The sequence below is a fragment of the Siminovitchia terrae genome (genome assembly GCF_003605405.2).
GTDB lineage: Bacteria > Bacillota > Bacilli > Bacillales > Bacillaceae_C > Siminovitchia > Siminovitchia terrae.
The window spans coordinates 19694-45875 of the sequence record NZ_QYTW02000036.1 but is presented as its reverse complement, the minus strand read 5'-3'; the positions used below and the strand labels follow the sequence as shown (position 1 = coordinate 45875).

General features: G+C 42.5%; 20 protein-coding genes, 1 other RNA gene, 2 pseudogenes and 1 other annotated feature. Of the genes and pseudogenes, 4 read left to right on the top strand and 19 right to left on the bottom strand.

The genetic code is table 11. The features are described from left to right. Positions 1-202 precede the first annotated feature (202 nt). The 8 genes from D5F11_RS27600 to D5F11_RS23300 form a co-directional block, all read right to left on the bottom strand. Complete coding sequence (locus D5F11_RS27600; RefSeq protein WP_120068728.1) at positions 203-391, bottom strand: hypothetical protein; 189 nt, start codon at positions 389-391, stop codon at positions 203-205. Further along, on the bottom strand, positions 351-881 hold the full coding sequence (locus D5F11_RS23330) for a PRC-barrel domain-containing protein (RefSeq protein ID WP_120118843.1): 531 nt from the start codon (positions 879-881) through the stop codon (positions 351-353). Before D5F11_RS23330 ends, D5F11_RS27600 begins: the two co-directional genes overlap by 41 nt. A 38-nt stretch (positions 882-919) precedes the next feature. Further along, positions 920-3313, bottom strand: a complete 2394-nt coding sequence (gene recD2 / locus D5F11_RS23325; protein WP_120118844.1) for an SF1B family DNA helicase RecD2 — start codon at positions 3311-3313, stop codon at positions 920-922. A gap of 21 nt (positions 3314-3334) precedes the next feature. After that, positions 3335-4003 (bottom strand): tetratricopeptide repeat protein, encoded by a 669-nt coding sequence (locus D5F11_RS23320; RefSeq protein ID WP_120118845.1) that lies wholly within the window; start codon positions 4001-4003, stop codon positions 3335-3337. 252 nt (positions 4004-4255) lie between these two features. Further along, positions 4256-5371, bottom strand: a complete 1116-nt coding sequence (mnmA, locus tag D5F11_RS23315) for a tRNA 2-thiouridine(34) synthase MnmA (protein WP_120118846.1) — start codon at positions 5369-5371, stop codon at positions 4256-4258. 13 nt (positions 5372-5384) lie between these two features. Continuing rightward, the gene (locus D5F11_RS23310) at positions 5385-6527 is read right to left on the bottom strand and encodes a cysteine desulfurase family protein (RefSeq protein WP_120118847.1); all 1143 of its coding nucleotides are present in this window, start codon (positions 6525-6527) and stop codon (positions 5385-5387) included. Between the two features lie 21 nt (positions 6528-6548). Then, complete coding sequence (gene cymR, locus D5F11_RS23305) at positions 6549-6968, bottom strand: cysteine metabolism transcriptional regulator CymR (protein WP_120118848.1); 420 nt, start codon at positions 6966-6968, stop codon at positions 6549-6551. Beyond that, positions 6965-7660 carry a YczE/YyaS/YitT family protein gene (locus tag D5F11_RS23300; protein ID WP_120118849.1) on the bottom strand — a complete coding sequence of 232 codons (696 nt, stop codon included), beginning with the start codon at positions 7658-7660 and terminating at the stop codon, positions 6965-6967. Before D5F11_RS23300 ends, cymR begins: the two co-directional genes overlap by 4 nt. Positions 7661-8193: 533 nt before the next feature. On the opposite strand from D5F11_RS23300, the gene D5F11_RS23295 reads away from it, so the two are divergent. Continuing rightward, entirely contained in the window at positions 8194-9465 is a 1272-nt protein-coding gene (locus tag D5F11_RS23295) for a replication-associated recombination protein A (protein WP_120118850.1), read from the top strand. Between the two features lie 36 nt (positions 9466-9501). Here the strand turns inward: D5F11_RS23295 and D5F11_RS23290 are convergent, their stop codons facing one another. The 5 genes from D5F11_RS23290 to D5F11_RS26980 form a co-directional block, all read right to left on the bottom strand. Then, the gene (locus D5F11_RS23290; RefSeq protein WP_120118851.1) at positions 9502-10266 is read right to left on the bottom strand and encodes a tRNA threonylcarbamoyladenosine dehydratase; all 765 of its coding nucleotides are present in this window, start codon (positions 10264-10266) and stop codon (positions 9502-9504) included. Positions 10267-10637: 371 nt separating this feature from the next. Beyond that, positions 10638-10825: non-coding RNA, 6S RNA (gene ssrS, locus D5F11_RS23285), on the bottom strand. A gap of 330 nt (positions 10826-11155) precedes the next feature. Further along, positions 11156-12925, bottom strand: coding sequence for an aspartate--tRNA ligase (gene aspS, locus D5F11_RS23280; protein WP_120118853.1), 1770 nt, complete (start codon positions 12923-12925; stop codon positions 11156-11158). Between the two features lie 16 nt (positions 12926-12941). Beyond that, positions 12942-14207, bottom strand: coding sequence for a histidine--tRNA ligase (hisS, locus tag D5F11_RS23275; protein ID WP_120118854.1), 1266 nt, complete (start codon positions 14205-14207; stop codon positions 12942-12944). Positions 14208-14272: 65 nt separating this feature from the next. Next, positions 14273-14502, bottom strand: a binding site (T-box leader). Between the two features lie 53 nt (positions 14503-14555). Next, positions 14556-14732: a hypothetical protein gene (locus D5F11_RS26980; protein ID WP_185830878.1), complete on the bottom strand. Its 177-nt coding sequence runs from the start codon at positions 14730-14732 to the stop codon at positions 14556-14558. Between the two features lie 250 nt (positions 14733-14982). On the opposite strand from D5F11_RS26980, the gene D5F11_RS23270 reads away from it, so the two are divergent. The 3 genes and pseudogenes from D5F11_RS23270 (at position 14983) to D5F11_RS23265 (ending at position 16969) form a co-directional block, all read left to right on the top strand. Next, positions 14983-16248 (top strand): N-acetylmuramoyl-L-alanine amidase family protein, encoded by a 1266-nt coding sequence (locus D5F11_RS23270; RefSeq protein ID WP_185830877.1) that lies wholly within the window; start codon positions 14983-14985, stop codon positions 16246-16248. A gap of 249 nt (positions 16249-16497) precedes the next feature. Beyond that, positions 16498-16653: pseudogene (locus D5F11_RS27595) on the top strand (IS1595 family transposase); the annotation flags it as partial. 63 nt (positions 16654-16716) lie between these two features. Continuing rightward, a pseudogene (locus tag D5F11_RS23265) lies at positions 16717-16969 on the top strand (CPCC family cysteine-rich protein). Positions 16970-17066: 97 nt separating this feature from the next. Here D5F11_RS23265 and dtd read toward each other — a convergent pair. The 6 genes from dtd to secDF form a co-directional block, all read right to left on the bottom strand. Further along, complete coding sequence (gene dtd, locus D5F11_RS23260) at positions 17067-17525, bottom strand: D-aminoacyl-tRNA deacylase (RefSeq protein ID WP_120118856.1); 459 nt, start codon at positions 17523-17525, stop codon at positions 17067-17069. A gap of 14 nt (positions 17526-17539) precedes the next feature. Then, positions 17540-19729 carry a RelA/SpoT family protein gene (locus tag D5F11_RS23255; protein ID WP_120118857.1) on the bottom strand — a complete coding sequence of 730 codons (2190 nt, stop codon included), beginning with the start codon at positions 19727-19729 and terminating at the stop codon, positions 17540-17542. Positions 19730-19936: 207 nt separating this feature from the next. Then, positions 19937-20449, bottom strand: a complete 513-nt coding sequence (locus D5F11_RS23250; protein ID WP_120118858.1) for an adenine phosphoribosyltransferase — start codon at positions 20447-20449, stop codon at positions 19937-19939. Then, entirely contained in the window at positions 20440-22809 is a 2370-nt protein-coding gene (recJ, locus tag D5F11_RS23245) for a single-stranded-DNA-specific exonuclease RecJ (protein WP_120118859.1), read from the bottom strand. Before recJ ends, D5F11_RS23250 begins: the two co-directional genes overlap by 10 nt. A 98-nt stretch (positions 22810-22907) precedes the next feature. Next, the gene (locus D5F11_RS23240; RefSeq protein WP_120118883.1) at positions 22908-23810 is read right to left on the bottom strand and encodes a cation diffusion facilitator family transporter; all 903 of its coding nucleotides are present in this window, start codon (positions 23808-23810) and stop codon (positions 22908-22910) included. An 88-nt stretch (positions 23811-23898) separates the two neighbouring features. Next, on the bottom strand, positions 23899-26166 hold the full coding sequence (gene secDF, locus D5F11_RS23235) for a protein translocase subunit SecDF (protein WP_120118860.1): 2268 nt from the start codon (positions 26164-26166) through the stop codon (positions 23899-23901). Between the last annotated feature and the right edge of the window lie 16 nt (positions 26167-26182).

Below are 26182 nucleotides of genomic sequence, written 5' to 3'. Positions count from 1 at the left end.
CTAGACGGTGGCGACGAGAAACGTCGCCCGATTGTTTCCTCTGAAAATCTGAGGCATCCGTCGGAGGCTTTAACTTTATTCAGTCGGGGTTTGCCCCCCACTGAATGGAATACCAATATGCATTCTTCTCACCACTTACAGAAGTGGGAGACTTCTGCTGAATGAAGTTAAAATCAAGAGGCTACCTCCTGAAGGCAGCCTCTTAACTCAACTTTCGTTCCCGTTCGTCGAACAGATCATCCAAGGAACTCAAGGTACCATCTTCTTCCACCTGGTGGGTATAGATGATTTCCTTCCCGATGGAAAGTTCTATGAAGCAATTCCAGCAATAGTACTGATTGACTCCAATTTTACCAAGGTCCTTGCTTTGACAATTCGGACATTTCATCATGGGCATTGCCACCTCGTTGGTTAATTGCCGACACGATGATGGCATCCTTTCCCATACTTGGGGGATCGAGGGTACGAATTACCCGCTTTCCTTCCGTTATATCTGAAAAGAAACCATCAGTCAGCTCATACCCAACGATTGTGCCCTCTTTTTCCAAAAAATATACATCATCCAGCAAGCCGAGTTGTTCGCCATGTGGTGTCATTGTATTTTTTTTGGCTAAAGGGTGGCCATGATGCATGGTATATTCATTATCCAGCTCTCGGTATTTGGAGTATTGCCTGTTGCTACCAAGTATAATCCCATCCTCACCAAAGGAAGAAACAGACTGGACGGGAACACGTACCTTTTTACCGATGAACCCTTTCATCTGCAGCAAAAGATCTGTCACCAGTCCCTCTTCGCCTATGCAAATATCGCAAACCTCACCGAGTATTTCTCCATTTCGGTCATAGACCGACATGCCTTTCAATAAAGAAAATGTCCGCAAAAGAAACACCGCCTTTTTCGAACATTTTTATTGTCTGCTCAATCGAGGAAATCATAAGGTGAAACATTTTCCATGCCAATCATGGGATCAGTCATGAAAAGTTTGTCTTCATATGACCATTCCTCTTGTTCATCATTCAGTTGTACTTCAACGGTTGGCTGCAGTTTTTCACCAGCCAGCTTCTCACACAATGTTGTTTGTCTCTTTTGATCATCTTCTCGTTCTATTCCGGTACGGAAGGCACTTTCTTCTCCGCACAAAATGAGAAATTGCCTGCTCCTTGTTATGGCTGTATATAGTAAATTGCGGCGGAGCATCCGATAATAATTTCTTACAACCGGAAGGATGACAATCGGAAACTCGCTTCCCTGCGATTTATGGATAGAGCAACAGAAAGCATGGGTAATCTGGTTAAAGTCCTGGCGCATATATGTGACTTCCGTTCCTTCGAAAGAAACGATAATAATATCCTGCTTTTCAACATTTTCTTTTGCATACAAGATCGAAATAATTTCTCCGATGTCACCATTGAAGACATTCTTTTCCGGTTGATTGACAAGCTGCAGCACCTTATCCCCTATCCGGAATTTCGTCTCTCCTAAGGTTATTTCCTTGTTCCTTTTTTCTTTTTTGGGATTAAAAACTTCCTGCAAAATTTTATTCAAATTGTCAATTCCGGCAGGTCCTCGGTACATAGGAGCTAATATCTGAATATCCTTTGCCGTGTATCCTTTTGTGATGGCATTTTTTACGACTTTCTCAACAACATCCCCTATTTGCGGTGCTTGGCATTTGATAAAGGACCTGTCTTTCTTCTGAACCGTAATATCAGATGGGATTTTTCCATTTTTTATTTCATGTGCCAGTTCCACAATCGACGAACCGTCTGCTTGACGGTAAATATCAGTCAGTTGGACAACCGGAAGGGTATTGGAGGCTAAAAGATCTTTCAGCACTTGTCCTGGACCAACTGAAGGAAGCTGGTCTTCATCTCCTACAAGAATAACCTGAATGGAATCAGGGAGCGACTTGAAAAGCTGATGGGCAAGCCACGTATCCACCATCGACATTTCATCGATGATGATGATATTCCCCTCGATTTCCCGCTCTCCTTCTGAATCCAAGTCCTCCTGGCCTGTCATGCCCAATAGCCTATGGATGGTCATCGCTGGGAGCCCGGTCGACTCGGCCATCCTTTTGGCTGCACGGCCGGTAGGAGCTGCCAAGATAAACGGAAACACGTCTTCCCTTTTATAGGAATGGATATCTAGAGAACAACCATGAAGCTCTGCATACAGTTCCACAATTCCTTTTATAACTGTTGTCTTTCCGGTTCCAGGACCACCTGTCAGAATCATCAATGGACTTGTTAAAGCTGTTTGAATCGCTTCTTTTTGGGACGGTGCATACTGGACGCCCAACCGTTCTTCCAAATTCCCGAGCGCTAATAAAAATTCAGATTCTGGAAATTGATCTGCGTATTGCTTTTGATCCATAATCCGGCTGATGTTCGTAACAAGACCTTTCTCCGAAAAATAAAGCGAAGGCATATAAACCCGCTGTTCCTCACCAATCACTTTGCCTTCCTCTTTTAACTGAATGAGGGCATCCGCAATTAATTCAAAAGGAATTTCAACATCCTGGCTGTTTTCTAGCAGTTGCTTTACTTGTTCAAGCAGCTGCTCCGCTTCCAAATAGACATGTCCGTTTTGCATACATTGTTGATCCAGAACATACAAACAGCCTGCCTTGATCCTTTGTGGGTGATTCCCCACAATGCCCAGCTGAGCTCCAAGCTCATCCGCCCTGCCAAACCCAACTCCTTCGACATCTTCGATCAGCTGGTATGGATTTTTTTCAATGATGTTCAACGTTTCCTCTTTATACACCTGGTATATCTTCATGGATATTTGCGGCCCGAATCCATATTGATTTAAGCCAATCATCACCTGCTCCAGTCCCTGGTGTTCAAGAAGCGTTTCATACAAGTTGTTGGCTACTTCAGGCGGAACCCGGGGGATTCCCTCCAAAACAGATGGTTTGTTTAAAATGAGGCTGATCGCATTCTCTCCAAGGGCTTCCACGATTCGTTCAGCCGTTTTTTCACCAATTCCTTTGAATAAATCGCTGGAAAGATACATAACAAGCCCTTGTTTTGTCTGTGGCATTTCTTTTTTGAAATGCTTGGCGTGAAATTGGAGTCCAAATTTCGGGTGATCCTTTAACCCCCCATAAAAAATATACGTTTCCTGTTCGTGTATTTTTGGAAAATAACCAGTGATGACTGCTTCTTTTTCCTTATACTCCTCATTTGTTTCTTCCACTTTAATCCTGACAACAGAGTATAGGTTTTGTTCATTATGAAAAATCGTAACGAGGTGCCGACCCTTTATGAACTTTTCATCTTCGGAAAACAGATCAAGTGATTCCATTGCCGGGACCTCCCCTAATGCTTAGTCTTGCTCTTTTAAAACCTGTTCCACCAACTTTTTTCCATTCCCCGCAAGAATATGATCGGGTTGGGTGGCCAATGCTTTATTGAAATAGCCCAAGGCTTTTTCCAGTTGGTTTTCTTTACCTGTATAGGCAACACCCAAATTATACAAAGCGTCAGCATGCTCAGGATCTGCTTCAACCACTTCTGCCAAATTTTTAATTGCCTCGTCCATGACTCCTGCCCGTGCCAATGCCAATCCGTACTGGAACTTTGCTTCAATATCCGTATCATCCAGCTCTACACTTCTTTGCAGATATGGGAGTGACAACTCAGTTCTTCCCAAATTCACAAAGCACATTCCAAGCATGTAATGTAAATCATTCGTTTCCGGGCCAATAGCCAAAGCTTTTTCAAACATCCCTGCAGCTTCCGGATATTTCTCCTGATTAAAATATAAATTTCCATAACTGTAGTAAGCTGCTGTCGCCTGATTATCCAGCTCTATAGCACGCTTTAGAAATTCCTCCGCCCGCTGCGGCTCTCCAACCGATAGAAGAACGTTTGCAAAGTTTACATAACCTACTGGGTCCTTTGGATTTTCCTCAATCGCCTCTGTAAACATTTGAACGGCTTTTTCCATTTCTCCCTGCTGTAAATATTCAATTCCTTGTATGTTTTTATCCATTTGCTACACTCCGTACATAAGTTCTTTTATTATTAAAATTATAACATATGCCGCAAAAGAAAATCCCTAGCGCCCGTTTTTCCATATAATTGCGAAGAGAAATGACGGCTCAACATCCAAGCAGAAAAAGCAAAGCTATTTCGAGTTTGTCCGTCTCCGGACTCTACAGTTCCTCTTGGAATGAGATTTTGTATAATTTCACACTTTCTGCTCACCTGGAAAAAGCTGCTTATGAAATAAGCAGCCCTTCAACTATCCGACATACGTTAATCTTTGTCCATCATGAAAAATCTGATCAATCGTTCCTCCTCCAAGACAAACATCCCCGTCATAAAAGACGACTGCCTGCCCAGGCGTAACGGCTCTTACCGGCCTTGCAAATCTGATTTCGGCTTCATTTCCCGGCAACAACTTGACCGTGACTTCCTCATCCGGCTGCCGGTAACGGAATTTCGCGGTGCAAGTAAACTCAGTCTCTTTCTTCTGATCGGAAATCCAATTCAATTTAATAGCTTGGATGCTGTCTGAATATAATGTCGGATGATTGAATCCCTGTTCTACATACAAAACATTTTTCTCAAGGTTTTTCCCGACAACAAACCACGGGTCGCCGGCACCGCCGATCCCAAGACCGTGACGCTGCCCGATTGTATAATACATCAAACCATCATGGGTACCAACTTTTTCTCCATCCAAAGTCTCCATATTCCCTTTTTGGGCTGGAAGATAGCCGCTTAAGAACTCCTTAAAATTCCGTTCCCCAATAAAACAGATTCCAGTGCTGTCCTTTTTTTCTGCTGTGGCCAAGCCCGCTTCTTTGGCTATTTCCCTTACCCTTTTCTTGTCAATTCCCCCAAGCGGAAACATAACTTTTTGGAGCTGATCCTGGGTCAATTGATTTAAAAAGTAAGTCTGGTCCTTGTTTTGATCAATCCCCCGAAGCATTTTAACTTCCCCATTGCTGCGTTCGATCCGCGCGTAATGACCTGTCGCCAAAAAATCAGCGCCTAGTTTCAGCGCATGGTCCAAAAATGCTTTAAATTTGATTTCCTTGTTACACATTACATCTGGATTGGGTGTTCTTCCCGCTTTATATTCATCAAGAAAATAAGTAAAAACCTTATCCCAATATTGCTGTTCAAAGTTAACTGCATAGTAAGGTATGCCAATTTGATTACATACTCTTATAACGTCATTGTAATCTTCGGTAGCCGTGCATACGCCGAATTCGTCCGTGTCATCCCAATTTTTCATAAAAATTCCGATCACATCATACCCCTGCTCTTTTAGCAGGAGAGCAGCCACAGATGAGTCGACTCCACCGGACATACCAACAATCACACGTGTATCTTTCGGTGCCTTATTCACTGTAATCTTCCTTTCATTTAGTAAGCCTTCGGACGATTTCAGCTGTTTTCTTAGCGGCCTCCACGGCCTGTTTCTCTGTATTGCCGAGCCCGAAACTGAAGCGGATTGAATTGTGTGTCCGTTCCGATCCGCTGCCAAACATAGCAGTCAATACGTGAGAAGGTTCAACAGAACCAGCAGTACATGCGGAACCGCTTGATGCAGCTATTCCTTCAAGATCTAAATTCACAAGAAGGGATTCCACTTCCGTGCCAGGAAAGCTGATATTCAAAACGTGTGGAACCGATCCTTTCGTTGAACCATTAATGGTAAATTCAATTTTTTCATTATCAAGTGTCTGAAGAAATTTATCTTTAAGCTGTTTATACGTCTGTCTCTTTTCCTCTAACATGCTTGAGGAGATGGATGCAGCTTCAGCAAACCCGGCAATGGATACAAGGTTTTCCGTACCCGGCCGTCTCTTTAACTCTTGTTCTCCCCCATAGAACAAGGAATCGATCCTTGTTCCATTCTTGATATAAAGAAACCCGACGCCTTTTGGACCGTTTATTTTATGGGCTGAAGCAGATAAAAGATCGACTTGGAGATCATTCACATCAATTTCTTCTGTTCCATACGCCTGAACAGCATCCGTATGAAAATAGGCCTGATGTTTTTTTAATAATGAACCGATTTTCTTAATCGGCTGAATGGCCCCCACTTCGTTGTTGGCAAACATAATCGTTACCAGAATTGTGTCATCACGGAGAGCTTTTTCTATCTCTCCCACATCAATCAAGCCATTTTCATCCGGTTGGACATACGTCACTTCAAACCCTTCCCTCTCAAGAAAGTTACAGGCATGAAGTACGGCATGATGTTCAATGGAAGATGTGATGACATGCTTCCCGTTATCTCTATTTGCGATTGCTGTGCCTATGATTGCAAGATTATCCGCTTCTGTCCCGCCGCTCGTAAAGACGATTTCATTGTCTTTGGCATGAATTGTCCGGGCTACCTTTGCTCTTGCCAGATCCAGCAAGTGACGGGCCTGACGGCCGGAAGCATGGATGCTGGACGGGTTCCCGTATATTTCTTTCATGACTGTTGTCATTTGCTCTGCAGCCTGTGGATGGAGCGGTGTTGTAGCAGCATGATCCAAATAAATATTATTCATTGTTCCCACCAATTTCTCAGATTAAATATAAAACATGTATGGTTGTACCTGGCCTTCATCTTCATGGTTAGCCAAATCCTCAACAGTCGTGCTGTCCAAAACTTCTTTAACTGCGTCACGTATTCTGATCCATAATGCCCTTTTTGCAGGCTCCTCATCCTCGATTCCTTCAACAGGACTGATGGGACCCTCCAATACGCGGATGATATCGCCAGCCGTAATCTCTGAAGGCTCCTTGGCCAATATATAGCCGCCATACGCTCCTCTCACGCTTTTGACCAGTCCAGCATTGCGAAGAGGACCTGCAAGCTGCTCAAGATAATGCTCCGAAAGATTATGAGACTGTGCTATCGACTTCAAGGATATGGGGCCCTCTCCATATCTTTTTCCAAGTTCAATCATGATGGTCAGACCATAACGACCTTTGGTAGAAATTTTCATACACTTGCACCCCGTTCAATTTCATTCACTTTTTTATCTTTCACTGTATTTTTCAGCCATTTATTTGTAAGTATTTGGCATTGCGGCAAAGCAATACCAATAAAAGTGCCTGCAGCAATACTGAATACAATCGTTCCGATAAAAATAGGGCCTCCGAGCAACCAACCAATTACCAAAACCCCCACTTCCATCAACCGTCTTGCATTGGCGACTTTCCACTTCGTCTTAGCAGTCAATGCCAGCATAAAGCTGTCCCTTGGACCGGCTCCAAGCTCTGCGGACAAATAAACTCCCATGCCATAAGCGTAAATCACCATTCCCCCCATAAACATAACACCTTTTCCCAGCCATGTTTCGGGTTCAGTCATGAATGGAAGCATCATGAACATGTCAATAAATATCCCAACGACAACCATATTCAAATAGGCACCGAACTGCGGCCATTCTTTCATCATCAAACCAGCACTGCCCAGTACGACAAAACCGACGATGATGCTCCATGTCCCGATCGTTAGACCGAACTGATAATAAAGACCCACATGAAGAACATCCCATGGGGACGCTCCAAAATCAGAGACAATCATCAGCGCAATTCCAAGCGACATTACAAGAAGCCCAACAATAAATAAAATAAACCTCTTTGGTAATTGATCTCTTTTTTTCAAGTCTCCTACCCCTTTGCATTGCTCCATTATAACATAACCCCTAGCTAAAATGCATATAGCACGCAAGTTTGGTATGATAGAAGCAATGAGAAAAATGGACGTGCCTACTCATTTAACGTACAGACGGATGACTCCGTCGAAATAAAGGATAAGGAAATGTGAAAGTGCCTGCTTAACGGCGTAAAGCTAGACGATCATTGACAAAGGCATAGTTTTCTTCGGCATGGGCTTAATCCTTGCATCGATAGAACTCAGAAGACTCAAGCAGCGACGTCCTGCTACTTACTTGCACTAAATTTCCTGTACATCAGTAGCACTAAGACATCCTGATCTCAGGAGCACCTATGTTGACTTATCATAGGAAAGCTACACTAAGGATGACTCAGTGTGAAACTGCATTGAGTCAACATCACGCAACCTTGCGGTAGGTGAACTTAGCCTCATCGGATATACTACGCCGCAGGAAGTTTGCTAGTCGACCTTTCTGGAGCTAAACAAACTTTAATTAAACTCACATTTTTTCTATACAGAAAACTAGACAGCAGTTTGGAGAGGATGTCATGAACGCACAACCTTTGGCCTTTCGGATGCGACCAAGAACGATTGATGAGGTAGTCGGTCAGCAACACCTTGTCGGAGAAGGAAAAATCATTTCTAGAATGGTGAAAGCTAAACAGCTCTCATCCATGATTTTATATGGTCCCCCTGGCATTGGAAAAACATCAATAGCAAGCGCCATAGCAGGAAGCACCAACTATGCTTTCCGTTCTTTGAACGCAGTGACAAATAATAAAAAGGATATGGAGATAGTCGCCGCAGAAGCGAAAATGAGCGGTAAAGTCATTCTCTTGTTGGATGAGGTTCACCGCCTTGACAAAGGAAAACAAGATTTCCTGCTCCCATACTTGGAAAATGGTATGATCATTCTAATCGGCGCTACTACAAGCAACCCTTACCATGCAATTAACCCGGCCATCAGGAGTCGTTGTCAGATCTTTGAGCTTTTTCCTTTGGAAGAGCCCGATATGTTCAAGGCGATTGAAAGGGCCCTCCATGATGAAGAGCGCGGCCTTGGCAAATATGAAATAAACTTAGACCAAAGTGCCCTTCATCACTTTGCTTCCGCGAGCGGGGGGGATGTGAGGAGCTCTTTGAATGCACTTGAACTAGCCGTTCTTTCAACTGAACCAAATAAGGACGAGGTTATTCATATTACAGTGGAAGTAGCTGAAGAATGCCTTCAGAAAAAAGCTTTCTCCCATGATAAAGATGGCGATGCCCATTATGATGTTTTAAGCGCTTTTCAAAAATCAATCCGTGGCAGTGATGTTAATGCCGCTTTACATTACCTCGGTAGAATGATTGAGGCAGGTGATTTGCCAAGCATCTCCAGAAGATTGCTTGTCACCGCGTATGAAGATATTGGTCTCGCTAATCCACAAGCTGGACCAAGAGCTCTGGCCGCGGTACAAACGGCAGAAAAAATCGGTTTTCCTGAAGCCCGTATTCCGTTAGCAAACGCAGTGATTGAGCTCTGCCTGTCTCCAAAATCCAATTCCGCCTATAAAGCGATGGACGAAGCGTTAAGCGATATCCGATCAGGTAAAAGTGGAGAAGTTCCTCTCCATTTAAAAGACTCTCATTATAAAGGAGCAAAATCATTGGGAAGGGGAATTGACTATAAATATCCCCACAACTATGAATCCGGCTGGGTCAAACAGCAATATCTGCCTGATAAAATAAAAGGAAAAGAGTATTATAAACCTAAAAAAACAGGGAAATTCGAGCAGGCTTTGGCAGCTGTGTATGAAAAGATCCAAAATAACGAATGAAATAAACTACGGGACCTCACGGTCCCGTCAGTATTTTCAAGCATTATTAACCCGCTCAATATGAATACCTTTCAAAAGCTCCCTTACTACATGGCTCGCCATAATTAAGCCCGCAGTTGAAGGAACAAAAGCATTCGATGAGGGAGGCATTTTCGCTTTCCTAATATCCGAATCTTGTTTTCCGACTTCTTGAGCCACATCTTCCCTGACTACAATCGGACTTTCATCGGAAAATACAACAGGAATTCCTTTTTTGATTCCCTCTTTTCTAAGCCTTGTCCTGATCACCTTTGCAATGGGATCGGTATGCGTTTTAAAAATATCCTTGATCATGAACCGGGTCGGGTCCATCTTATTGGCGGCGCCCATGCTTGAAATCATTGGTATATCCCTTTTAAGACATTCCTTAATCAGATGAATTTTATAAGAAATCGTATCGGATGCATCCACAACAAAATCAAGATCATGCGAAAAAAATTCCTCGTATGTCTCTTCCGTATAAAACATCTTTAAAGCAACGACTTCACATTCTGGATTAATATCTTTTATCCTTTCTTTCATCAAATCCGCTTTCGGCTTTCCAACGGTTGACAACAAGGCAATGATCTGCCTATTGACATTCGTAATATCCACATTGTCTTTATCTACAAGAATTAATTTGCCCACACCTGACCTCGCAAGTGCCTCAGCGGAAAATGATCCGACACCGCCGATCCCTAGAACAGCAACTGTGCTGTTTTTTAATATTTCTAATCCTTCTTTTCCTAACGCCAGTTCATTGCGCGAAAACTGATGCAGCATGAAAATCATCTCCAAGTTCAAATCGATTCAGGACTAAGAATATAGGAAAATAAAAGTGTTGGCAAGCAAATAACATTTGTATCCTCATCGGATTAATTTGATTCCTGTTCATCTTCATCATCTTTGGGAATATCCGTAAGATTGGCATCATCGTATACGCCAGTTTCATTAATTTCTGATGATCTTTTAGGTGATTCTTTTTGGCTTGACTCTTATTATTCATATCCTTCATTTCCTTTTGAGCGGAGATATTCTTTGGTATGACATCCCTGCTTTAAGTCGCCTCAATAATGTGCACCGCTCAAATCCAATTTATCCCACCAAAAAAAGCAATCTGCATTGTTGCAGATTGCTTTTTTTGGTTGAAAATGAAAAGTCCCAATTGTGCCGTCATTAAGATCCTTTGTTTTGAACCCGCTCTCGGCAGGTGGGTGCCCTGCTCCGAATCTCAAGCGTCCTTTGACCAAAGGCATGCCATCGATTTGGAAACTCCAAGCTCCCGTAGTTAAAACTTGTCGGTCAAAACGATAAGGTATTTAGACGAACACATCAGGACTTTTCTTGTTGGATAAATATTATCACAGGCACAAAATTATATCAATCAAAAACAGTTGGAGAATTTTCCTCATCGGTCCAATCCTGCTTGTCAAGTTATCAAATACGCCTTGGCGTATTTGCGCCCAGATTTTATTGAGCTCCGCTCGATAAATCTCCTCTAAAAATCTGTGGCATCCGCCGGAGGCTTTGACTTAATTCAGCCGGGGTTTGTACCCCCGCTAAATGGAATAACCAACATGCATTCATCTCACCACTTACAGAAGTGGGAGACTTCTGCTGAATGAAGTTAAAAAATCAAGATGGTGGTGGTAGGTTTTACTCTACACTTTTATCATTTGTTACCTTCAACTTGAAGATGAAGTTCTTTTAATTGCTGGCTGTCGACTTCGTCGGGTGCTTTCATCAAAAGATCGCTGGCACTTGCTGTTTTTGGAAAAGCAATCGTATCCCTGAGGCTTGACCGTCCGGCAAGAAGCATAACCATTCTGTCAAGACCTAGTGCGATCCCTCCATGAGGCGGAGTTCCGTATTCAAAGGCTTCAAGTAAAAAGCCAAACTGCTCCTGAGCTTCTTCCGGTGAGAATCCAAGGGCTGTGAACATTTTCTCCTGTACATCCCTTTCAAAAATCCTTAATGAACCTCCCCCAAGCTCATATCCATTCAACACAAGGTCGTAGGCTTGAGCACGCACACGCTCAGGGTTTGTTTCAAGGTATTCGACATCTTCCCTGACAGGCATTGTAAATGGATGGTGTGCTGCAGTATAGCGCCCTTCTTCTTCATCATATTCTAATAGCGGCCAGTCAACAACCCAAAGGAAGTTAAATTTGGATTCATCAATGAGTCCAAGCTCTTTGCCAAGCTTCAACCTTAAAGCATTGAGCGAGTCAGCCACTACACTCTTTTTGTCGGCAACATAAAGAATCAAATCTCCGACTTCTGCTTGAAGGAAAGTTGTAAGCTGCTTGACTTCTTCTTCATTAAAGAATTTAGCGATCGGCCCTTTAATGCCGTCCTCTTCGACTTTCATCCAGGCAAGCCCTTTTGCTCCATAAATGGCGGCGAATTCACCGAGTGCGTCAATGTCTTTTCTGGAATATTTTTCTGCAGCCTGTTTTACAACGATGGATTTTACCTGTCCTCCAGATTGAATTGCTCCGGAAAACACTTTGAAGCCTGATTCCTTCACGATTTCAGAAACATCCTGAAGCTCCATTTCAAAACGGGTATCCGGCTTGTCGGAACCAAAACGCGCCATTGCCTCATCATAGGTCATCACTGGGAAATGCTCTGGAACATCAATGCCTTTCACATCTTTCATGATTTTGCCCATCATCTTTTCGACCATTTCCATGATTTCCTTTTGATCCATAAAGCTTGCTTCAATATCCACTTGCGTGAATTCAGGCTGACGGTCCGCCCGCAGATCTTCATCTCTGAAACAACGAGCGATCTGATAGTATTTATCAAACCCACTCACCATCAGAAGCTGTTTAAACAGTTGCGGGGACTGCGGCAACGCGTAAAACTCACCTGGGTGGACACGGCTCGGAACAAGGTAGTCCCTGGCTCCTTCCGGAGTGCTTTTCGTGAGCATCGGCGTTTCTATATCAAGAAAACCATCTTCATCCAAGTAATTCCGGATTGTTTTTGTAACATCATGACGCATCTTAAACACTTCGAACATCTCAGATCGACGCAAGTCCAGATAACGGTATTTTAAACGGATGTCCTCCGCTGCATCTGTTCTGTCCTCAATCATGAATGGAGGTGTTTTTGCTTTATTAATAATAGTTACTTCATTGACAATCACTTCAATTGTCCCTGTTTTTATTTTGGGGTTAAAAGTGGATTCTTCCCTCTTCACCACTTCACCTTTCACGTCAATAACGAACTCGTTCCTAAGTGTTTCGGCAGTTTCTAGTGCTTCATTTGATACTTCCGGGTTAAAAACAATTTGAACGACTCCAGTGCGGTCACGAAGATCGATGAAAATTAGACCGCCTAAATCACGGCGTCTCTGTACCCAGCCTTTTAATTGAACGGATTCTCCAATCGCCTTTTCTGTAATTTCTCCACAATAATAAGTTCTTCCAAACATAAGCAAACTCTCCTTGTCATCCTCTATTTAAAATTTCAACAATGTTATCAAGCGAAACATTTTCCTGTTCGCCCGTTTGCAGATTTTTTATAACCGCTGTGCCTTTTTCCAGTTCCTCTTCTCCAATAATCAGGACATATTTGGCGTTGACTCGTTCAGCAGCTTTGAATTGAGCTTTCATCTTGCGCCCCATATAATCTTTTTCAGCAGAAAGACCTGCTCTGCGAAGCTCTTGTAAAAGAGGAACAGTATATTCCATCGCACTATCACCAAGGGCAATAATATAGCAATCAACAGTTGTCTCGTGAGGAAGAGCGACTCCTTCTGCATCAAGTGCGCTTAATAGTCGTTCAATACTGAGCGCAAAGCCGATTCCAGGCTGATCAGGACCACCCACATCCTGCACGAGGCCATTGTATCTTCCCCCACCGCACAAAGTAGTGATGGCACCGAAGCCTTCAGCCTCACTCATAATTTCAAAAGCTGTGTGGTTATAATAATCTAATCCTCTAACAAGGGTTGAATCCACCACAAACTCGATGTTCATATCAGACAAATGCTTTTTCACAGTTTCGAAGTAATGTCTTGATTCTTCATTCAAATAATCAAGTATGGAAGGGGCAGACTTCATAAGCTCGTGATCCCGGTCCCGTTTGCAGTCCAAAATCCTTAATGGGTTCGTTTCAAGGCGCTGCTGGCAATCACTACAGAACTCCCCAATCCTCGGCTGAAAATGGGCGACAAGCGCATCCCTGTGTGCTTTTCTGCTGGAGCTGTCCCCGAGGCTGTTAATGACTAAACGAAGCTTTTTCAAACCTACTTCCCTATATAGCTCCATTGCAAGTGAAATGACTTCTGCATCAATAGCAGGATCGTCGCTTCCGATGGCTTCTACACCAAATTGAACAAACTGGCGGAAACGACCTGCCTGCGGACGCTCATAACGAAACATCGGTCCAAAATAATAAAGCTTGACAGGCTGGACTGCTTGCCCGTACATTTTATTTTCTGCGTAAGACCGAACGACTGCAGCCGTCCCCTCAGGACGCAGTGTCAGACTCCGGCCACCCCTGTCTTCAAAGGTATACATCTCTTTTTGGACAATATCAGTTGTGTCCCCAACACTCCGTTGAAAAAGCTCCGTATGTTCAAAAATCGGAGTCCTAATTTCTTTGTATAAATACCTTCTGCAAATATCTTTGGCCTTTTTTTCAATGAACTGCCACTTTTCAACTTCTCCTGGAAGAATATCCTGCGTACCTCTAGGTATTTGAATTGACAACCTCATTTCTCCTTTCCATCACTCCAGATAAAAAACAAAAAACTCCCAGTCTCTTGTTTCGAAAAACAAGGGACGAGAGTATTTCCCGCGGTGCCACCCTTTTTAAAAGCAATCATCACTTTCACTTTTTCACATAACGCTTGTAAGCGTCCTTCTCTTACTGGGCCATAAAGCTGTTCAAAGAGGAATCCTAAGGAGTGTCTTTCATCGGGACAATTTGCGGAAATATTTTCAGCCTGGATATTTCCTCTCTGACCAAACCGTTCCCGGTTACTCTCTCCCTCATCGGATGAACTATCTGTAATTTATCTATATAATCATACGAACGTATACCACTTTTGTCAACGTTTAACCCCGTTCAAGCCCTCTTTTTAAAAATTGAATATCTGAATGATCCCAACCGTATTCATTCCCAAATGAAGCCGGTACTTCTCCCAATTCCTTTTCGAGGAGATTTTGTAAGTGAAGGCCATCTGTGTTTGGCAAAGTTGCTCCTGTGTTTCGCCCTTTTTCATTGATTCTCATAAAAATCCTCCTGGAATTGATATTCCACTATTATGTCCAAATCCCCCAAATTTATAAGAAAGATGAGACCTCAATTAAGCTTGTTCTAAAACGCATGTCCTGTGATGTTGACGCGCTGGACAATAGTTTGATTCTTTGAAAATTAGCAACAGGATTTCCTTTATTTCTGATAGAAGAAAAGTATGATTCCACTTTTTTATTTTTGCTCATCATGCGATAATAATTACCAAGAGAGAAAGGCGGAATGACCGTGGGGAAAAAAGAGTTATTGATGATTCTTGCACTCATTTTTATAATCGCCGGATGCGGCAAGGATCCGTCACTTACCACCGCAGACTCCGAAACCGCCACAATCACAGGTGAAATCGTAAATGTCCGCGAAAAACCCGACACGTCTTATTCAGTTATTACCCAATTGAAAAAAGGAGAAACATACCCAATTATCAAAGAAAAGGACGAATGGTACGAAATTGAACTGCCCTCAGGTGGAAGCGGATGGATTGCAGGATGGCTGGCCTCCAAAGAGAAAATAACAGCAAAGTCAAATGAAGGCAGCATTACCGTTCAGGGCCTGAATGTACGTTCTAAACCGAGCACTGACAGCGACGTTTTGGGTAAGCTGAACGAAGGCGATAAGGTAAAAATCATCGAAGAAAGCAATGGATGGAGCAAGATTTCTTTTGAGTCTGAAACTGCTTGGATCAGCAGCGAATATATTAAGAAAAAAGAGACCGGCGACAAAAAAACAAAACATAAATCAACCAATATCATGGTTCTTCATGATAACTCAATGATTAGGAAAAAACCCGAGCTTAAATCAAAAGTTGTGGGACAAGCATACGCTGGAGAAGTATACGAAGTAATCAATCAAAAGAAAAATTGGGTGGAAGTAAAGACATCTGAAGGAAAAAAAGGATACATAGCCGATTGGGTCGTTTCATCGACTGATAGACCTGCCAGCCAAAGAAGACCCGGAAAAGGAATATCCGGAAAGCTAATTGTAATTGATGCAGGACATGGAGGCCATGACCAGGGCGCGGCGGGTGCAAACGGAGCCATTGAAAAAGAATTAACGTTAAAAACAGCAAAGCTGCTTGAAAAAAAACTGGAAAAATCTGGTGCACAAGTTGTCATGACAAGGTCTAGCGACAAATATGTACCACTTTACGGCAGAACCAACACAGCTGCCGAAAATACAGCAGATATTTTCATCAGCCTTCATTATGACAGCATTGATGACGCTTCTGCTTCTGGACATACAACATATTATTTTCATTCTTATGAAAAGCGGTTGGCGGACACACTGCACAGCCATTTGTCCAAATCGCTCAAGCTCAAAGACCGTGGTACACAATTTGGGAACTATTATGTCATAAGAGAAAATACCCAACCAGCCATCTTACTGGAACTTGGATATTTGAGCAACAAAGATGAAGAAGAAGTAATAAAGTCGAAGAAATATCATGAGAAGGTCACCGACTCAATTGTAAAAGGGCTGGAGGATTTCTATAAGTAGACTTGAAGAAGTTTACAGCAAATTGTCCTGCTTCGATCTCATTAACATCCAAAAAACGAACATAAAAAGGGACTGCCTGATAACGGAAGTCCCTTTTTTATGAGGATAGATTTAATTCATTGATTTAGTGGATAGATGCTTCATTTCGAACTAAGGATGGCTTTGTAACTTTCTTGAACAAAAGATATTCGCGGGAAATAGCCCTTGACCATATCGGTTGAAAATATGATTGGCTCAAAACTTAATTCACAATGGATTGACCGTTTTAGAGGTGTAGTACAAAGCACCTCGATAATTACCTTGCTTTGTTCTTATTTATAGACAGCTCAAATAACGAAAGCACCAAACACAATATAACTTACGGATACCCATGATAACCTGCGTTTACCTAACTTTACTGTATGATTCTTGTCCATCAGATCTATAACAACAAAATCCGAAATCTAAAAAATGACTGAGGTGGTCAAAATGAAATATACTTGTCCTTGTTGTGGATATAAAACATTAGATGAAAAGCTACAGATGTACAATATGTTTTTGGGAAGATGACGGTGTTCAATTTAGAGATTCTGATCATGAAGGTGGGACAAATGACATTTCGTTAAGACATGCACAAAAAAACTTCATTAAGTTTGGTGCTTGCCAAGAAAATTGCATTGAATTTGTAAGAAAACCGAACAATCAAGATGTCAAAGACCCTAATTGGAAGCCACTAAACTAAATAACGTTAGTTTAGTGGCTTCCCCATATTTTCAATTTTCACATTTAACGTAGCCTTTTTAAAAAATAAAGCACTGCTTATCGCAGTGCCGGTTTAGCTATTTTTCTTTCGGTTCTTTGGTTCGTTCCAAAACAAGAGTAACAGGGCCATCATTGATCAGGTCAACTTCCATCATGGCGCCAAAAACACCTGTCTCCACCTTGACTCCCCTGATCCGCAGCAGTTCATTGAAATACTCATATAAGGGATTTGCTTTGTCTGGCGGCGCTGCATCGACAAAACTCGGGCGCCTGCCTTTATTACAGTCGGCGTAAAGTGTAAACTGTGAGACTGACAGGATTTCACCTTCCACATCTTTTAATGAACGGTTCATCTTTCCATCCGCATCCTCAAAAATACGAAGGTTGACGATTTTATCCGCAAGCCATTCAGCTTCTTTTTCAGTATCATCATGTGTGACACCAACTAATAGTACAAAGCCTTTGTGGATGGCTCCTGTCACTTTTCCTTTCACTGTCACCTTTGCTTGACTACATCTTTGAAGCACGATTTTCACTTTCATATGCTCCTTTAGTTCATGATTCTATGGACTGCGTATACATCTGGAATCTGTTTAATTTTATCCACAACTTTATGAAGATGGCTGATGTTATGAATTGCGATGGTCACCATGATCGTGGCCATTTTATTCCGGTCTGTCCTGCCTGTCACAGCCGTAATATTCGTTCTTGAACCACTGACAGTCTGCAGAACTTCGTTCAACAGGCCATGGCGGTCGTAGCCCAATACTTCAATATCAACATTATACTCTTTAAGAGAATTTCCGCTTTGCACCCACTCAACAGGAATAAGACGGTTCTCCTGCTCGGAGCTCGTTACGTTTGGACAATCGCTTCGATGAACTGAAACGCCCCTCCCTTTTGTGATAAACCCAATGATTTCATCACCTGGAACGGGGTTGCAGCAACGAGAAAGCCGGATAAGTAGATTATCCGCTCCTTTGACCTTTACACCTGCTTCATGTCTTCTTGGGCGCGGACTTTGTCGGCCCTCGGATACAATTTCTTTTACGGCCTCTTCTTCATCCCGTTTTTTTCTCCATTTGTCTGTCAATTTATTAGCAACTTGCTGTGCCGAAATCCCATTATAGCCGACAGCCGCATACATATCATCTTCACTCGGAAAATTGAATTTCTCCGCTGCTCTTTCAATGTTTTCTGGGACTAGGATATCTTTGATGTCAAAATCCAGCTCTTTGATTTCTCTTTCAATCAATTCCTTGCCCTTAATAATATTCTCTTCTTTTCTCTGTTTCTTGAAAAATTGCCTGATCTTATTTTTGGCCTGGGACGTTTGCGCCAGCTTGAGCCAATCCTGGCTTGGTCCGTATGAATGTTTGGATGTAAGGATTTCTATGATGTCGCCAGTATTCAGCTTATAGTCCAACGTGACCATTTTCCCGTTGACTTTCGCTCCAATCGTTTTGTTGCCGATCTCCGAGTGGATGCGGTATGCAAAATCGATCGGTACTGATCCAGCAGGAAGTTCAAGAACATCCCCCTTTGGAGTGAAAACAAACACCATATCTGAAAATAAATCGACTTTCAATGATTCCATGAATTCTTCGGCATTGGCCGATTCATTTTGGAATTCTAAAATTTCCCGAAACCAGGAAAGCTTCTTATCGAATGAAGCCCTTTGGTCGATTGTCTTTCCCTCTTTATATGCCCAGTGAGCCGCAATCCCGTACTCAGCAATCCTGTGCATTTCAATCGTCCGAATTTGCACTTCCAGCGGCTCGCCTTTTGGTCCGATAACCGTTGTATGGAGCGACTGATACATGTTTGGTTTGGGCATAGCAATATAATCCTTGAATCTTCCAGGCATCGGCTTCCAACACGTATGGATGATTCCAAGGACGGCATAGCAATCCTTAATACTATTGACAATAATCCTCACTGCAAGAAGATCATAGATTTCATTGAATTGTTTATGCTGCAGGGTCATTTTCCGGTAGATGGAAAAAATATGTTTAGGCCTTCCATATAACTCAGCCTTAATATCTACTTCCTCCAGTTGTTTTTGTACTCCGTCAATGACGTTGTCCAAGTACTCCTCCCTTTCAGCACGCTTCCTTTTCATCAGGTTAACAATCCGGTAGTATTGCTGCGGGTTCAGATATCGAAGTGATGTATCCTCCAATTCCCATCTGATCTTCGAAATTCCAAGCCTATGGGCAAGTGGAGCAAAAATTTCCAGCGTTTCATTGGCAATCCTTCTTTGTTTCTCAGGAGCAAGGTGCTTTAAAGTACGCATATTATGGAGACGGTCAGCAAGCTTGATCAAAATGACCCGAATATCTTTCGCCATAGCGACAAACATCTTCCTGTGGTTTTCTGCTTGCTGCTCCTCGTGCGATTTATATTTTATTTTTCCGAGCTTAGTGACACCGTCAACAAGCATCGCCACTTCACTATTAAACTCCTCGGAAATCTGCTTGATTGTCACCTGAGTATCTTCTACAACATCGTGAAGAAAACCAGCTGCAACCGTAGCTGGATCCAATTCGAGGTCAGCAAGAATACCGGCCACCTGGATCGGATGGATAATATACGGTTCCCCGGATTTGCGAAACTGATCCTTATGGGCCTGGCGGGCAAATTCATAAGCCCTTTTTACCAGTTCAACATGTTCCTCGTTTAAATATTTACTTACCCGTTCAAAGACATCGTCAGCTGCTAAAATGTTATCTTTTGCCACAAGGATCACCTTTTTAATTAAAATAAAAATTTTGAAAATGTGTCGAATAAAAATAGAATATGAATACTATTATCGTTTTTTATACGTTGATTGTAAAGAACGAGATGGTTTTTTCCATGATTTATCTCAAATTATATCGATTTTTATTTAAAAGGATATAATAAAAAGCACTCAATGGAGAGTGCTTTTTATCCATCTTTTGGTAAATTAAAACTTTATTAATGATAATAAATCATAATCCTCAAGGTTTTTCCTACCATCCAAATATGAAAGCTCGATGAGGAAAGCAATGCCTACAACGATGCCGCCCAATTTTTCGACAAGTTCAATTGTCGCTTGAATCGTACCTCCAGTTGCCAATAAATCATCAATGATCAAGACACGCTGGCCTTTTTTAATGGCATCCTTGTGAATAGTCAAAGCATCTTTTCCATATTCTTTTCCATAGCTTGCCTTGATCGTTTCCCTTGGAAGCTTCCCCTCTTTTCTCACTGGGGCAAAACCAACGCCAAGAGCATAGGCAACAGGACAGCCAATGATGAATCCGCGCGCTTCAGGACCGACAACAAGATCTATTTCCTTTTCTTTCGCATATTCAACAATTTGATCCGTTGCATAACGGAAGGCCTCCCCGTTATCCATCAATGTCGTAATATCTTTAAATAAAATCCCTTTTTGAGGCCAATCCGGCACGATTGTAATATATTGTTTTAAGTCCATGCATCCACTTCCTCCTCATGATAAACAGGGTGTGCTACTCGCTTTTCAAACCATTGTTTTAATTCCTGGTATGATGAATAAACCAGTACATTTTCAAGTTTAATGCCCGCCTGTTTCTGTTGATAGGCAGGAGAATCCGACAAATCTTTCTTCATTTTCACTTGGTTAAGAGCAATAACACCTTCTTTAATTGTAACAAATTCCAGTTCAAAAAACACTTGAGTCATAAACTGGACTGTTTCTGTTGACCATCCACGATGAGCTTCAAGCTCTTTTCCGAACTTCCTCACATCAAAGGTGCGTCTTTTTGCCAAAAAAGCATAATACCATTTAAAATGCTCTCTTGTCGGGATTGTTTTAAAAAATTGAGCTTGATCATGAGAAAAATGGGCATATATTCGATTGGGAGACTTCCCTTCTATTAACGCCTCAAGAAGGGATAAATTCGGTGGAATATCAAGAAACACAATGCTTTTACCATCAATGATCAGTTCTTTCGCCTTTTGGAAATCTAAAATCAATTTAACATCGGACGGCGATGCATCTAATGGGAACTCATCCAGCGTTTGTCGATTAAAAACGACAAAATGCACATTTTTTTTCGGTAGCAAGGGAAGCCAGGTGTCAGGACGCTTGTTGCCACGCATGTCAAAAAGCTGCCAGCTATTGATACAGGCGTCTCTAATAAATATTTGCGGCTTCCTTATATTATTCCATTCGTTGATTGCCAGTTCTCCGATGACAGACAACTTCGCATCAGGTGAAATGCTGTCCGCAATATAACCGAGATTGAAACCAATCCCGTCAAGTAGGCCGCCGGCTTGCTTTAAAGTCAGCTTGAGATGATTTTGATTCGTCCCGATTTTCCTTATATCCTGTGGATCTGCACCTTTGACCATAAACTTCGGCTTCGGATTGCTCACACCATATGGCGCAAGCTTGTCCAGTTCTTTTATCGAGTCTAAATCCACTTCAGCTAATAAAGCTTCTGCATCAAGATCAGCAAATGGGATCAAATCTTCTTCACTCAACTGCTCTTGAGCCACTGCCTCTAGCCTCTTTCTTAGCTCGTCCACTTTGGAGATTGAAAGAGTCATTCCTGCAGCCATTGGGTGTCCGCCAAAATGCTCCATTAAATCTGCACAAGTCAGCAGGTTAGCAAACAAATCAAAGCCTTTGATACTTCGTGCAGACCCCTTAGCCTTTCCAGTCTCCTCGTCATATCCCAAGACAATCGCCGGCCTGTAATACTTTTCGGTAAGCCTTGAAGCTACAATACCGATCACTCCTGGATTCCATCCCTCTTTTCCAATGACAAGCACATGATTTTCGGAGGGAGGGTAAAGTGCTTCCACCATTTCCATGGCTTCTTTTGTTATCTCTGCAACAATATCTTTTCTCTCATTATTTAATTGTTCAATATCATTTGCCAGCATTTCCGCCGTCTTTTGATCTTTCGATAGTAAAAGCTCAGCAGCAGGGTCTGCTGAATATAGCCTGCCCGCTGCATTTAAACGGGGAGCGATTGTGAAACCGACCGTTTCTTCATTCGCTTCAACAAGATTTACTCCGGCCTGCTTGCTCAATGCTAAAAGTCCGGGACGCTCTGAACGACTGAGAACACGAAGACCTTTTTTCACAATGAGCCGATTTTCCCCATGCAATGGAACAAGGTCTGCAATTGTTCCAACAGCGACAAGATCAAGCAAGGAGTCCGGCACTGATCCATATAATGCGTGCGCCAGCTTAAACGTGACACCGACTCCCGCAAGATCTGGAAACGGATATAGAGTGTCGCCATACCTTGGATGGATAATAGCATATCCCGACGGTACTTCAGGCCTGATTTCATGGTGATCCGTTATAATCAAATCCATTCCAAGCTGCTTTGCGATTTCTGCCTCATGAACAGATGCAATACCGGTATCTACGGTAATGATTAACTTGACTCCATTATGAGCAGCCTGACGAAAAGCATTTTCATTTGGACCATATCCTTCTGTAAAACGATTTGGTATGTAGAACTCGACCGAAGCCCCCAATTCCCTCAAGACTGTCATTAATACTGTGGTGCTTGTTACACCGTCAGCATCATAATCGCCGTATACAAGAATTTTTTCCTGTTCATCAATCGCCCGGCGTATCCGTTCAACTGCTTTATTCATGTCTTGCATCAAAAAAGGGTCATGGAAGTCTTCCTTTTCAATATGTAAAAATCGATAAGCTTCCGCAGGATCACTGATCCCCCTGTTCAAAAGCAGCGTGGCGGTCAACAGAGATATATCAAGCTCACCAGATAGTATTTGTACCGCTTTCTCATCGGCCTTTCGCACGATCCAGCGTGTATTTGACTGTAACATTTACTCACTCTCCCAGACTTCCTATTATACAAAACGGGAGAGGTCCTTTCAATTCCTTGAGGAATAAAGCCTATATAATCCCTCAATCAATGATTTTTTTAATAGCTAGATTTATTAAAATATGGATTAATATGTACAAGTACGTTATGAACATCTGGTTCATCAAGCAGCAATTTCTTCACCATTTTACCTACCCGATGTCCTTCCGCCACTGTCATTTCCGGATCGACGGAGATTTTCAAATCGATGATTACGTAATACCCATGCTGCCGGGCATAAAGCTCATCAACTCTCCTGACTTCTGGAACAGATAAAACGACTTTTTTGTAACCTTCTGTTTGATCATCATCCAGCACGTGATCCAATGTGTTATATATAGCCCCAGATCCCAGCTTCCATGCCATCCCCATGACCATGACCGAGACAACCAAACCGGCGACCGGATCACCAAACACAAGCCAGTCAACGTTCAATTTTTTCCCTATGATGGATGCACCAATTCCAATCAATGCAGCGATGGACGAATAGACATCAGAACGGTGTTCATAGGCATTAACGATCAGCGCTTCGCTATTGAGTTTTTTCCCTAGGCGATATTTATACCGGAATAATGCCTCCTTGACGATAATGGAAAAAATCACAGCATAAACTGCTATCGAACCAGGTGCTTCCAAAGGTTTGGAGAATGATTCAAAAGAAGACTTCCCGATTTGTACGCCGACAATAAACAGAATGACCGCAACAATAATAGCCGCTATGGATTCTGCTTTCCCGTGTCCATAAGGGTGCTCCTCATCCGGCGGCTGCTTCGCAGCCCTTAGGCCAACCCACACAGCCAAAGACCCGACAATGTCCGACGCAGAATGAACAGCATCCGCAATCAATGCTTTACTGTTTGCTTTTAAACCAAAAATACCTTTTATTAAAGTGAGTAGCACATTGATGATGATGCCTGCCCATGCTGCAACCTCCGCTTGTTTAAAACGGTCTTTCTGCTCCATAGATACCCCTCTTTCAAAAGTTGTATTACTTATACTATCCTTTCCAAGCAAAAAAGCCGCAATTCGCGGCTTTTTTGCTTTTATTTTTCTATACTTGCGGTTCATCCGACCACTTTTTCTTTTCTTTCACTGTACTGATAGGGCCTTTTTTCTCCAATTCTTTTACCTTTAAATCATACCAAAGCTGTGCGGAAATGAAGATGGATGAATAGGTTCCTGCTAGCAAACCGACCAGTAGCGCAAGGGAGAAATTCTGAATGGACTCACTACCGAAAATCAACAGCGCCACTACAGTCACGATGACGGTCAATACCGTATTGATTGATCGAGTTAATGTCTGGCGCAGTCCTTTGTTGACAATCTCAGCAATGTCCTCTTTCGTTTTCAGTCGTTTTTTCGCTCTCATATTTTCACGGATTCGGTCAAATGTAACGATTGTGTCATTGATGGAGTAACCAACGATTGTCAAGACGGCGGCAATAAATGTCAGGTCCACCTCAAGCCGCGTCAGACTGAAAAACGCAACAATGAAAATGACATCATGGCCAAGGCCAAGGATAGTAGAAAGTCCCATCCTGTATTCAAATCGGAATGATACATAAATAACGATGCCCAACGCCGCTATTGCCAAAGCAAATAAGCCGTTTCTGGCCAGCTCTTTTCCTACTGTAGAAGACACAGTACTAACATTTGGTTCCGTTCCATATTTTTCTTCAAAATGATCCTTCAGCTTTGCAATCTCATTTTTAGACATAGCCCCTTTATAACGGGCTACACCGATTTCCTGATCGGTTCCAGAAAGGATAATATCATCGGACGGCATCCCTACTGCATCCAGTTCCGTTTTCAGTTCTTCAGTTGTTAGAGGCTTGCCAGCATCTATTTCCACACGGGTTCCACTTGAAAAATCAATTCCAAGATTCAGTCTGAACATGCCAAGAACAATTGCCCCAGCAACAAGCAAAATAATGGAAAAGGCATAGAACTTCTTCCTGCTTTTTACAAAATCAAACCTGTCAAAGGGAGTTTTCAGTTCATGTGCGGAAATATTTTCCGACAGGTCATGGATATCGGACTTCTTAATTCCAAACCATCCAGGCTTTTCCTTAAAGAAGCGGCTGTTGATCCATAGACCCAGGAGAAATCTTGAGCCATAAACCGCTGTGATAAAGCTCATCAGTATGCTCAATATGAGCATCGTCGCAAACCCTTTGACAGAGCTTGTACCGAAGTAAAAAAGAACCGCTCCAGCCAACAAGGTCGTTAAATTGGCATCAAGAATGGCAACGAATGAAGACTTGTTACCTGCTTGGAAGGCTGAGCGCAGCGACCGTCCAAGCCTGATCTCTTCCTTCAGTCTTTCATATGTAAGGATGTTGGCGTCTACCGCCATCCCGACACCCAGGATCAATGCAGCGATACCCGGTAAAGTAAGGACTCCGTTCATCAGGGTAAATATGAGCAAAATCAAGTAAATGTAAATAGACAAAGTGACTGTCGCGATGAACCCCGGGAAACGGTAATAAAAGATCATGAACAAGAATATAATCGCAATCCCAATGATTCCTGCTGTGACTGTTTTATCCATTGCCTGCTCACCAAATTTAGCCCCAACCGAAGTTGAATACACTTCAGTCAGTTTAACAGGCAGGGCACCGGCATTGAGCAGGTTAGCCAAGTTCTCTGCCTCTTCAGTCGTAAAATTCCCCTCAATCGAAACATCTGTCTGATTAAAAACTTGGTTAACATTTGGAGCAGAAAGTAGTTTCGTGCTGTCACTTGTAGCTGCCTTTTTGTAGGAGTCAACACCTTCTTCGAAATCCATCCAAATAGCGAGTTGATTGTTTGGCTTCATGCTGACAATTTTTTCAGTCACTTCTCTGAATTTCTTTTTATCCTTTAATTTGACAAGGACAATAGGCTGGTTTGTATCTGAGGAAAAGCTTTGTTTAGCTGCTCCTTCAACAAGATCCGTTCCGTCCAGCATCACTTTGTCATTGACATCTCTGAAAGTAAGGGTAGCCTGAGTTCCAAGAATCTCCCTCGCCTGATTCTGGTCTTCAACCCCTGCAAGTTGAACCCTGATTCTGTTCGAGCCCTCAACCTGAATATTCGGTTCACTTACACCGAGTACGTTGACCCTTCGATTAAGCGCATCGGTTGTATGTACCAAAGTGTCCCTAGTTATTTTTTGCCCTTCTTTTGCCGGTTTTACGTCATATAAAACTTCAAAACCACCCTGCAGATCAAGACCGAGTTTTATGTTATTTATAATGCTGTTTGTAGTTGAGCCCATTATTCCTGCAATGAAAATCAATATGAGAAAAAAGGCTACAATCCGGCTTCTTTTTACCATTAAATATAAGTCCTCC